The organism is Mesorhizobium sp. B3-1-8 (assembly GCF_006439495.1).
GTDB lineage: Bacteria > Pseudomonadota > Alphaproteobacteria > Rhizobiales > Rhizobiaceae > Mesorhizobium.
In genome coordinates this window covers 46,662-57,976 of record NZ_VFTK01000041.1, presented here as the reverse complement: position 1 = coordinate 57,976, position 11,315 = coordinate 46,662, and the positions used below count along the sequence as shown (strand labels likewise).

Here is an 11,315-nt window from a genome sequence, read left to right as displayed (position 1 = left end):
GAGCTTCTCCGCCTTCGTCCATCTCGCCGCCGCCATCATAAGCTCCAGATGAATATCAACAGGCCTTAGAGCATGATCCCGAAAAGTGGGAACCGGTTTTCGGAGAAAGATCATGCTCCAGCAAAGAGTTAGATCGTGATGGCGATTCAACGAAACGCCATCACGATCTAGCCCAGGAAATCGGCTCGGCAGGGCGCGAAGCTGTCGACCAGCCGCCCGGCCTCCAGCGCCTTGACGCCATGCACGAGATTGGACGGCACGATGAAGCTGCCTCCTGTTTCGAGGATCTCCGATCGGCCGTCGATGGTGACCTCGAAGCGGCCCTCGGCGACATAGCTTGCCTGGACGTGCGGATGCGAATGCAGCGCGCCGATGCCGCCCTTGTCGAAGGCGAACTCGACCATCATCAACTCATCGGTGTGCACCAGCACGCGTCGCCTGTTGCCGTCCGCCGTCGGCTCCCAGGCTTTTTCGCCCGCGTGGGAAAAGATATCGGTCATCACTCAACGTCCGTTCGAAATGGGCGGGAAACTGTCATCGCGCCAGCCAGCCGCCATCGACAGGCATGACCGTGCCATGCACGTAGTCCGACGCCGGCGCGAGCAGGAACACCGCCACGTCACCGATATCCGCGGGCTGGCCCCAGCGTCCGGCCGGGATGCGCCCGAGGATCGCGGCGCTGCGGTCGGGATCGGCGCGCAAGGCTTCGGTGTTGTTGGTCTCGATATAGCCCGGCGCGATGCCGTTGACGTTGATGCCTTTCGCCGCCCATTCGCAGGCGAGCAGCCTTGTGAGGCCGAGCACGCCGTGCTTCGAGGCCGTGTAGGAGGCAACGCGGATGCCGCCCTGGAAGCTCAGCACCGAGCCTATGTTGACGATCTTGCCGCGCCGTCCCGGATCCGCAAGCACGCGCCTCGCGAAACCCTGGCAGAGGCGAAAGACCGTCTTCAAATTGACGTCCATCACCTCGTCCCAGTCGGCTTCGCTGAGGTCGACCGCGTCGGCGCGCCGGATGATGCCAGCATTGTTGACGAGGCCGTCCAGCGGGCCACTCTCGCCCCAGACCCGGTCGAGCATCGCGGCTGCCTCGGCTGGATCGCCGAGGTCGACTTTCACCGCTTCGAAGCTGCCCCCCGCCGCCGCGACCTTCCCGGCCGTCTCGTCCATCGCCGAGCGGCCTGCGCCGACGACCATGCCGCCGGCGCGCGCGACCGACACGGCGATGCCTTGCCCGATGCCGGTGTTGGCGCCAGTGACCAGGATGCGCTTGCCCGTGAGGCTGAAGGCGGAAATATCGCTCACCGCAATTGATCCATCGCCACCTGGTCGACGTCGGTATAGTCTACATTGTCGCCGGCCATCGCCCAGATGAAGGCGTAGTTGGATGTGCCGGCGCCCGAATGGATCGACCAGCCCGGCGACAGCACCGCCTCCTCGCTGCGCATGACGATGTGGCGCGTCTCGTCCGGTTCGCCCATGAAGTGGAAGACGCGCTGCCCTTCCGGCAGATCGAAATAGAGATAGGCTTCCATGCGCCGGTCATGCACATGGCAGGGCATGGTGTTCCACACCGATCCAGGCGCCAGTTGCGTCATGCCGACGACGAGCTGGCAGGTCTTGACGCCATCGGCGTGGATGAACTGGAAGATCGAGCGTTCGTTGCTGGTCGCCTGGCTGCCGAGGTCGAGCCGCCTGGCGTCGCCGATGCGGATCAACCGGCTGGGATAGGTCCGATGCGCCGGCGCGCTCAGCAGGTAGAATTTTGCCGGCTTGTCGGGCTCCGCCGAGGCGAACGACACCTGCTCGGTGCCCATGCCGAGATAGACCATGTCGCGCGCCGCCAATTCGTAAGGCAGGCCGTCGGCCATGACGGTCCCGGCGCCGCCGATGTTGACGGCGATCAGTTCGCGGCGGTCGAGGAAAGCCTTGGTTCCGGTCGGCTTGATCGCCTCGAGCGGCAGGATTTTGTCGACCGGCATGGCGCCGCCGACGATCATGCGGTCGTAATGCGTGTAAGTCAGGCTGACAAGGCCCGGCTGGAAAAGCCCCTCGACGTGGAAATGGTGGCGCAGCTCGTCGGTCCCCATGGCCGCGGCGGCGATAGGATCGATGGCGAAGCGCGAGGAAAATTCGGTGTGTGTCTGGTCCATTTCTAGGCTCTGGTCCATTTCTAGGCCTTGTCTGACGGTCACTCGGTCGATGCCGCTTTCAGCGAATTGGCATAATAGGCCTGTCTGGCCTGCAGCCGCTCGCGGTAGCGCTGCTGGCTGCGGGTCAGATGCGTGCGCATCGCCTCGCGCGCGGCCTCGGCATCGCCCGCCGAGATCGCATTGAGGATGACGAGGTGCTCGCGCTGCAGGCCGCGCTGGTACTCGTCCGACTGGACGATCTCTGTCGACCAGGGCGAGGTCACGTCGCAGGGAATGGCGCGGCGTCCCAGCACATCGAGCATCTCGACATAGAACGGGTTGTTGGTGGCGCTGGCGATCGTGCGGTGGAAGGCGAGGTCGGCCGGGCCGGTCGGCTGACTGGCGAGCAGCAGCCGCTCGAACTCGAAGAAGGCCTCCTGGATCGCGGCCTCCTGGGCGGCGTTGCGTCGGATTGCGGCTAGGCCCGCCGATTCGATCTCGATCGCGAGGCGGACCTCGAGCACGTTGAGCGCGACCGAATCCTTGGCTCCCATGTCGGCGGCCAAAACGCCGAAGGTCGTCGAGATGTGCTCGCTGACGAAGACGCCGGCGCCTTGCCGCGCTTCGACCAGGCCATCGGCGGCAAGCTTGGCCAGCGCCTCGCGGATGACCGTGCGGCTGACGCCGAAAGTCTCCGTCAGCTGGCCTTCGGTTGGCAGCTTCTGTCCGGGCGGAACCTCGCCTGCCAAGAGCTGCTTGCGGATCGCCGCGACCACTGTCTCCGACAGTTTCGGCTTGCGTTCGACCCTGAGGTCGGCAACTGTTTGGGACACGTGGTGCCCTCCTAATGGAACAGGCTCGGCAGCCACAATGAGATTTCCGGTATGTAGGTGACAAGCATCAGCACCGCGAAGGCCGCGCCATAGAACGGCCAGATCGAGCGCATTGCCGTCCAGATGGGAATGCGACCGATGGCGCAACTGACGAACAGCACCGCGCCGACCGGCGGCGTGCAAAGGCCGATGCCGAGATTGAGGATCAGGATGACGCCGAAATGCACGGGATCGACGCCGTAGGCCATGACCACCGGCAGGAAGATGGGCGTGGTGATAATGATGAGCGGCGACATATCCATGAATGTGCCGAGGATGAGCAGGACGACATTGATCAGAAGCAGTATGACCAGCTTGTTGTCGGACACGGACTGCAAAAACGCGACAAGCGCTGCCGGAACCCGGAGATAGGCCAGCAGCCAGCCGAAGGCCGCGGCGCAGCCGATAATCATCAGCACCATCGCTGTCGTGCGCACCGCCGCGGTGGTCGCGGTGACGAAATCGTTCCAGCTCATCGACCGGTAGATGATCAATGTCACCAGGAAAGCATAGACGATGGCGATGCACGAGCTTTCGGTGGCGGTGAAGATACCGGATCGGACGCCGCCAAAGATGATGCCGATCAGGATCAGCCCGGGGATGGCGGCGACAAGCAACTGCAAGGCCCGGCCGAAACCGGCAAACGGTTCCGTCGGATAGCCGCGCCGGCTTGCCACCAGATAGGCGGTGACCATCAGTGACAAGGCCAGCAACAGCCCCGGCAGAACGCCAGCGGTGAACAGATCCGCGATCGAGATGCGGCCGCCGGCCGAGATCGAATAGATGATCATGTTGTGCGACGGCGGGATCAGCAGCGCAATGATGGCGCCGACGGAGGTGATGTTGACTGCATAGTCGACGCCGTAGCCGCGCGCCTTCATCTGCGGGATCATCAGCCCGCCGACGGCTGAGGCATCGGCCACCGCCGAACCGGAAATACCGCCGAACATGGTCGACGCGGCAATGTTGACTTGGCCCAGACCGCCGCGCAGGTGGCCGACCAGGGACCCGGCCAATGCCACCAGGCGGGCGGCGATGCCGCCGCGAACCATAAGGTCGCCGGCGAAGATGAAGAACGGGATGGCCATCAGCGAAAAGACGCTGACGCCGGAATTGAGCCGCTGGAACACCACGACGGGTGGCAGGCCGATCGTGAGGATCGTCGCGAAGCTGGCGACGCCGAGGCAGAACGCGATCGGCGTGCCGATAACCAGCAGGAAGACGAAAGTGCCGAAAAGCACGATCAGCGCCATGGTTCAAAGCTCCTCGCCGGCTGCGTAGATGTCGGCATCGACCGGCAGCCCGGCAAAGCGCCCCGCCAGCCGCTCGAGTGAAAACAGGCAGACGAGCCCGCCACCCAGGATGACCGGCAGGAAGCTGACGCCGCCAGGCAAGGCGAGCGATGGCATCACCGTGTTCCAGGTCAGCCTGGCCAGCTGCACGCCATAGACGATCATGCCGGCGCCGAAGGCCAGCACGACGAGATCGGAAATGCTGCGCAGCACCGCCTTGGCCGAGGCAGGCAAGACATAGAGCAGCACGTCGAAGCCGAGATGCGTGCGCTCGCGCACGCCGACGGCGGCGCCGAGAAAGATGAACCAGCCCATGAGCAGCACGGATGAGGATTCGGTCCAGCTCGGCGAGCGGTTCAGCACGTAGCGCGAGAAAACCTGCCAGAAGATGATGACAGTCATCAGCGTCAGCCCGGTGCCGCTTACCCATAACGCCAACCGCGCAAGCCCGGAAAGGGTCCGTTCCACCCGCAACCAGAACCCTTTCGGACCCGACCGGCCGGATGGCAGCGCGGAAACCTCCGTGCCACCGGGCCCGTTGCCCATCCCGGTCATTTCGTCGCCTGGATACGGGCGGCGAGGTCCTTGAGCTCGGGAGTCGACAGATATTTGTCGTAGACCGGCTTCATCGCGTCGATCAGCGGCTGCTTGTCGATCTCGCTGACCTTGACGCCGGCCTTCTCGACGATGTCGCGTGACTTCTTTTCCTGCGCGTCCCACAGCTCGCGCATCTTGACGACGCTGTCCTTGGCCGCCTGGCGCACGATCGCCTGGTCTTCCGGCGCGAGCTTGTCCCAGCTTGCCTTCGACATCACCAGCACCTCCGGCACGATCTGGTGCTGATCCAGCGTGTAGTGCTTGGCGACCTCGTAGTGCTTGGCGGATTCGAAGCTCGGCCAGTTGTTCTCGGCGCCGTCGATGACGCCGGTCTGCAGCGCCGAATAGACCTCGCCATAGGCCATCGGCGTGGCGTTGGCGCCAAGCGCGTTCACCATGTCGACAAAGACGTCCGACTGGATGACGCGGAATTTCATGCCCTTCATGTCGGCCATCGAGGCGATGTCCTTCTTGGTGTTGTAGAAGGAGCGCGCGCCGGAATCGTAGAAGGCGAGTCCGACAAGGTCATGCGCTTCGAAGGCCTTCAGGATCTCGTCGCCGATCGGCCCGTCCATGACATGGCGCATATGCTCAACCGAGCGGAAGATGTAGGGCAACGACGGCACGGCGGTTTCCGGCACGATGCCGTTGAACGGCCCCATGGAGACGCGATCGAGGTCGATGACGCCGGCTTGGGTCTGCTCGATCGTGTCCTTTTCCTCGCCGAGTTGCGCCGAATGATAGACCTCGATCGAATAGCGCCCGTTGGTGCGCTGCTTGATCAGCTCGCCCATATATTTGACCGCCTCGACTGTCGGATAGCCGTCCGGATGCGTGTCCGAAGAGCGCAGGACGGTTTCGGCCCGCGCGGTGCCGATCATCAAGGACCCGATGGCGAATGTCGCCGCCAGCAATCTCGAAATACGCAACATGTTCTTTCCTCCCTTCAAAAATCACGGATGCCCTGGCTCAGAGCCGGTACGCCTTCTTGGCAAGCGAGTAGGCAAGCTCCCGCGCCAGCTCATGCGCCTCCTCCTCCCGGAGGCGATGCTCTGCGACCAGCCGCGCCAGAAAGGCGCAGTCGACACGCCGCGCGACGTCGTGGCGCGCCGGGATCGACGGAAAGGCGCGCGTGTCGTCGTTGAAGCCGACGGTGTTGTAGAAGCCGGCCGTCTCGGTGGTCATCTCGCGGAAGCGGCGCATGCCTTCCGGGCTGTCGTGGAACCACCAGGCCGGCCCGAGCTTGAGCGCCGGATAGACGCCGGCGAGCGGCGCAAGCTCGCGCGCATAGCTCGTCTCGTCGAGCGTGAACAGGATGATTGTGAGGTCGCGCTCCAGCCCGACGCAGTCGAGCAGCGGCTTCAGCGCCGTCACATAATCGGTCCGGGTCGGGATATCGAAGCCCTTGTCGCGGCCGAATCTCTGGAAAACAGAAGGCGAATGATTGCGCCATGATCCAGGATGGATCTGCATCACCAGGGCGTCGTCGCGGCTCATCTTGGCCATCTCGGTCAGCATCTGGGCTCGGAACAGTTTTCGCTCGCGCTCATCCTCGGAGCCGCTCCGGATGCGGTTGAACAGATCTTCGGCCGCCGCGTCGGAAAGATTGGCGGTCTCGGCCGTCGGATGGCCGTGATCGGACGAGGTCGCGCCGAATTCCTTGAAATAGGCGCGGCGCTTTCGATGCGCATCGAGATAGCCGGACCACCTTCCGGTGTTGCATCCGGTGATCTCGCCGAGGCGATCGAGATTGGAAGCAAACCCTTCGAAATCGGGATCGACCACGGCGTCCGGCCGGTAGGCGGTGACGACACGGCCGTTCCAGCCGCTGTCGCGGATCGTCCGGTGCCATTTGAGATCGTCGAGCGCGCCTTCGGTCGTCGCAATCACCTCGATGTTGAAGCGTTCGAACAGCGCGCGCGGCCGATAGTCGTCGCGCTGCAGCAGCGTGGCTATCGTATCGTAGATGCGGTCGGCGCTGGTCGCGGTGAGCGGCTCCTCGATGCCGAACAGATGTTCGAACACATGGTCGAGCCAGAGTCGTGTCGGCGTGCCGCGGAAGAGATAATAATGTTCGGCGAAGCGCCGCCAGATCGCCCGGCCGTCGGTCTCGACCGGCGAACCGTCGAGCGTCGGCACGCCGAGTTCCTCCAGCCGCACGCCTTGGCTGAACAGCATGCGGAAAATGTAATGGTCCGGCATGATCAAGAGCTGCGCCGGATCGGGAAACGGTTCGTTGAGCGCGTACCAGCGCGGGTCGGTGTGGCCGTGCGGACTGACGATCGGCAGGTCCTTCACATCCGCGTAAAGGTCGCGCGCCAATGATCGCGTTTCCGGCGCGAACAGCAGGTCCGGATCGGTCAATGCGGCCACGCGGCTCCTCCCAGGCTTCGCTATTGGTAGATCGGTCAGAGATAATGTCAACATACAAATATTATGCAGTTGTATGATGACTTTCCAAAGGAACGCGGCCATTGTGTATGGTGACAGCGGGTGTTACGTCGCTGCCGTCGTTTTCCGATCGGAGACTGGCTTCCATGAGCGGCCGCCTGTCAAACGCTACCTTTGCGGAGCTGCCGGCCGAAGTTCTGGTGCCTCGCTACGACCGCAAGTCCGTCGCGACCGGCATCGTCCATCTTGGCGTCGGCGCTTTTCATCGTGCCCACCAGGCCGCCTATGTCGATGCCTGCCTGGCGGATGGCGAGAGCGATTGGGGCATCGTCGGGGTTTCGCTGCGCAGTCCCGACACGCGCGATGCGCTCAAGCCGCAGGACGGGCTCTACACGCTGGCAATCAGGGACAGCGCCGGCGAACGGCTGCAGGTCGTCGGCTCGATCCAGTCCTTGCTCGTCGCCCCGGAAGACCCAGGCGCGGTGCTCGACGCGCTGACCGATCCGCGCACCCGCATCGTCACGCTCACCATCACCGAAAAGGCCTATCTCAGGGCGGCCGACGGCACGCTCGACAGCGCGCATCCCGATATTGTCCACGACCTCGCCAACCCCGGATCGCCGAAGACCGCGCATGGCTTTCTCGCCGAGGCCTTGGCGCGCCGTCGCGCGGCCGGCGCACAACCTTTCACCGTGCTCTGCTGCGACAACCTGCCGGCCAACGGCGCCACGCTGCACCGGCTGTTGATCGAATATGCGAAGCTCCGGGATCTACGGCTCGCCCGCCAGGGCGATGCCGGGGCCGCCCGTCAGGGCGATGCCGACCTCACGCGCCATGTCGCCGACGACGTGGCCTTCCCGTCAAGCATGGTCGACCGCATCGTGCCGGCGACGACGGACGCCGACCGGGCGCGTGTTGCGCAACAACTTGGCATCGATGACGCGTGGCCGGTGATGACCGAGCCGTTCCGCCAATGGGTGATCGAGGACCGCTTTCCCGCCGGGCGGCCGGCCTGGGAGAAATTCGGCGTCGCCATGGTCGAGGATGTCGGCCCGTTCGAGGACATGAAGCTGCGGCTGCTCAACGGCGCGCATTCGGGCATCGCCTATCTCGGCCTGCTCAGCGGCCACGCCACCGTCGATCGCGCCTTTGCCGATCCGTCGATCCGGCAGTTCGTCGACTGGCTGTGGGCCGAGGCCATTCCAACGCTGCCGCAGGATGCCGGGCTCGACCCGATCCCCTACACGGCCGAGCTCGCCACGCGCTTTTCCAACACCGCGCTTGCTCACCGCACCGCGCAGATCGCCAATGACGGCAGCCAGAAGCTGCCGCAGCGCATCATCGCCTCCGCCCTAGCCCGGCTGGAAGCGGGTCTGCTGCCGGAACATTTGTCGCTGGTTGTCGCCGCCTGGATCGCCGCCTGCGCCGCGCGCGGCAAGACATTGCCGGAAAGCCATTTCACCGATCCGCTCGATGCCGCCCTCAGCGACCTGTTCGGCCGCAATCTGCCGACGGCGGAGATGACGGCGGCGGTGTTCGATCTCGCCGGCTTTGCCAAGGGTCACCCGGAGCGGCGGAAATTGATCGAATTTGTCGCCACGCATCTCGTCCATTTCAAGCAGGGCGGCCCGAAGCTGGCTCTCGCCGCGCTCGGCATTAATGGCAAGAGCGGAACGGCCGGATAGCGTTTGTGCCTGGCATTGGCTCGGCGGTGAGCTGGGCGGCTTCACACTTGTTCGCCGGCCGACCCGTTCACCACCCGCAGTGCGGGCGTAGTCGAGCCCATTCGCATTCGGGACTGTTTCGCAAACGAAAAAACGGGCAAACAAAAAAGGCGGGGCAGGCCCCGCTTTCTCGATCGCTTGTCGGCAGCCGAAATCAGGCCGGCAGCAGAGCGCCTTCCAGCGTGGTGAGCTGGCTGAGGAACTGCTCGGCCTTGCTGCGGCTCTCGTCGTCCTTGGCGTCGGCGGCGTCTTCCTTGGCTTCCTGAATGCGGCGAGCCAGATCGGCGCGATCGATGTCGTTCACATGCGTCGCCGATTCGGCAAGAAGCGTGCAGCCGGAAGGCAGGATGTCGGCGAAACCGCCGAACACGACGAAGCGCTCTTCCTTGCCGCCCGCGGTCTTTATCGTGACGACGCCAGGCTTGATCGTGGTCATGACCGGCGCGTGCTGCGCCATCACGGTCATCTCGCCTTCGGCGCCCGGAATGACCACGGACTCCACCTGCTCGGAAACGAGCAGCCGCTCCGGCGAGACCAGTTCGAACTTGAAAGCTTCAGCCATGTAAAACTTAGCAGGTAGGGAATAGTGAGTAGTCAGTAGTGAAGGGACGCAACCGTCCGGATCACACCGCTATTCTCTACTCACTACTCACTACTCCCTATTCGCTTCATTATGCCGCTTCAGCCGCGAGGCGCTGCGCCTTCTCGACCGCCTCGTCGATGCCGCCGACCATGTAGAAGGCGGCTTCCGGCAGGTGATCGTAGTCGCCGGCGCAAAGGCCCTTGAAGCCCTTGATGGTGTCGGCGAGATCGACCAGCTTGCCCGGCGATCCGGTGAACACTTCGGCGACGAAGAAGGGCTGCGACAGGAAGCGCTCGATCTTGCGGGCGCGTGCAACCGTCTGCTTGTCCTCTTCCGAAAGCTCGTCCATGCCGAGGATCGCGATGATGTCCTGCAGCGACTTGTAGCGCTGCAGGATCGACTGCACCTGGCGGGCGACCTGGTAGTGCTCCTCGCCGACGACCATCGGGTCGAGCATGCGCGAGGTGGAATCCAGCGGATCGACGGCCGGGTAGATGCCCTTTTCCGAGATCGCGCGGTTCAGCACGGTCGTGGCGTCGAGGTGGGCGAACGATGTCGCCGGCGCCGGGTCGGTCAAGTCGTCGGCCGGCACGTAAATGGCCTGCACCGAGGTGATCGAACCCTTGGTCGTCGTCGTGATGCGTTCCTGCAGCGCGCCCATGTCGGTGGCCAGCGTCGGCTGGTAACCCACGGCGGAAGGAATACGGCCGAGCAGCGCCGACACTTCCGAGCCAGCCTGGGTGAAGCGGAAGATGTTGTCGACGAAGAACAGCACGTCCTGGCCCTGGTCGCGGAAATATTCGGCGACGGTGAGGCCGGTCAGGCCGACGCGGGCGCGCGCGCCCGGCGGCTCGTTCATCTGGCCGTAGACGAGTGCTGCCTTCGAACCCTGGCCGCCGCCCTTCTTGTTGACGCCCGATTCGATGAACTCGTGATAGAGGTCGTTGCCTTCGCGGGTGCGCTCTCCGACGCCGGCGAACACCGAGAAGCCGCCATGCGCCTTGGCGACGTTGTTGATCAGCTCCTGGATGAGCACGGTCTTGCCGACGCCGGCGCCGCCGAACAGGCCGATCTTGCCGCCGCGGGCGTAAGGCGCCAAGAGGTCGAGAACCTTGATGCCGGTGACCAGGATCTGCGCTTCCGTCGACTGGTCGACATAGGCCGGAGCCGGCTGATGGATGGAGCGCAGTTCGACGCCGTCGACTGGGCCTTCCTCGTCGACCGGCTCGCCGATGACGTTGATGATGCGGCCGAGCATGCCCGGGCCGACCGGGACCGAGATCGGCGCGCCGGTGTCGAAGACGTCCTGGCCGCGGACCAGGCCTTCGGTCGAGTCCATGGCGATGCAGCGCACGGTGTTCTCGCCGAGATGCTGGGCAACCTCGAGCACCAGGCGATTGCCGACATTGTCGGTTTCCAGCGCGTTCAGAATGGCCGGCAGGTGATCTTCGAACTGCACGTCGACGACGGCGCCGATGACCTGGCGGACCTTGCCGGCGGCGCCGACGCGCTTGGCCGCAAAGGCCGGCGCGTTGGCGGTCGCTGCCGCCTTGGCGGGGGCTGCTGCCTTGGCCGGAGCGGCCGCCTTCTTGGCCGGAGCGGCCTTCGTCGCCGCTTTGGGGGCCTCTGCCGCCTTGGCGGCGGTCTTCGGGGTAGCTGCTTTCGCCATCGTCTTTGCCCTTTTCGTCTATCCGTTGTTCACGCCGTCCGCCGGGTGTCCCGCGCGG

At 64.5% G+C, this 11,315-nt stretch carries 11 protein-coding genes; 1 reads left to right on the top strand and 10 read right to left on the bottom strand.

What is annotated here, in order from left to right; all coding sequences use genetic code 11:
- Positions 1–167: 167 nt before the first annotated feature.
- The 8 genes from FJ424_RS28600 to uxaC are packed head-to-tail and all read right to left on the bottom strand — an operon-like array spanning position 168 to position 7,263.
- On the bottom strand, positions 168–500 hold the full coding sequence (locus tag FJ424_RS28600) for a cupin domain-containing protein (protein WP_181166918.1): 333 nt from the start codon (positions 498–500) through the stop codon (positions 168–170).
- Positions 501–534: 34 nt separating this feature from the next.
- A complete protein-coding gene (kduD, locus tag FJ424_RS28595; protein ID WP_140658987.1) occupies positions 535–1,302 on the bottom strand; it encodes a 2-dehydro-3-deoxy-D-gluconate 5-dehydrogenase KduD in 768 nt (255 codons plus the stop codon).
- Entirely contained in the window at positions 1,299–2,150 is an 852-nt protein-coding gene (kduI, locus tag FJ424_RS28590; RefSeq protein WP_140658986.1) for a 5-dehydro-4-deoxy-D-glucuronate isomerase, read from the bottom strand. Before kduI ends, kduD begins: the two co-directional genes overlap by 4 nt.
- A gap of 38 nt (positions 2,151–2,188) precedes the next feature.
- On the bottom strand, positions 2,189–2,962 hold the full coding sequence (locus FJ424_RS28585; protein ID WP_140658985.1) for a FadR/GntR family transcriptional regulator: 774 nt from the start codon (positions 2,960–2,962) through the stop codon (positions 2,189–2,191).
- Between the two features lie 11 nt (positions 2,963–2,973).
- On the bottom strand, positions 2,974–4,254 hold the full coding sequence (locus FJ424_RS28580) for a TRAP transporter large permease (RefSeq protein WP_140646490.1): 1,281 nt from the start codon (positions 4,252–4,254) through the stop codon (positions 2,974–2,976).
- A gap of 3 nt (positions 4,255–4,257) precedes the next feature.
- Entirely contained in the window at positions 4,258–4,839 is a 582-nt protein-coding gene (locus tag FJ424_RS28575) for a TRAP transporter small permease (protein ID WP_140658991.1), read from the bottom strand.
- A 5-nt stretch (positions 4,840–4,844) separates the two neighbouring features.
- A complete protein-coding gene (locus FJ424_RS28570) occupies positions 4,845–5,822 on the bottom strand; it encodes a TRAP transporter substrate-binding protein (RefSeq protein WP_140646489.1) in 978 nt (325 codons plus the stop codon).
- A 37-nt stretch (positions 5,823–5,859) separates the two neighbouring features.
- Positions 5,860–7,263 (bottom strand): glucuronate isomerase, encoded by a 1,404-nt coding sequence (uxaC, locus tag FJ424_RS28565; RefSeq protein ID WP_140658984.1) that lies wholly within the window; start codon positions 7,261–7,263, stop codon positions 5,860–5,862.
- A gap of 164 nt (positions 7,264–7,427) precedes the next feature.
- On the opposite strand from uxaC, the gene FJ424_RS28560 reads away from it, so the two are divergent.
- A complete protein-coding gene (locus FJ424_RS28560) occupies positions 7,428–8,966 on the top strand; it encodes a mannitol dehydrogenase family protein (protein WP_140658983.1) in 1,539 nt (512 codons plus the stop codon).
- Between the two features lie 193 nt (positions 8,967–9,159).
- Here the strand turns inward: FJ424_RS28560 and FJ424_RS28555 are convergent, their stop codons facing one another.
- Positions 9,160–9,567 (bottom strand): F0F1 ATP synthase subunit epsilon, encoded by a 408-nt coding sequence (locus FJ424_RS28555; protein WP_095769727.1) that lies wholly within the window; start codon positions 9,565–9,567, stop codon positions 9,160–9,162.
- A 109-nt stretch (positions 9,568–9,676) separates the two neighbouring features.
- On the bottom strand, positions 9,677–11,257 hold the full coding sequence (gene atpD / locus FJ424_RS28550; protein WP_140658982.1) for a F0F1 ATP synthase subunit beta: 1,581 nt from the start codon (positions 11,255–11,257) through the stop codon (positions 9,677–9,679).
- Between the last annotated feature and the right edge of the window lie 58 nt (positions 11,258–11,315).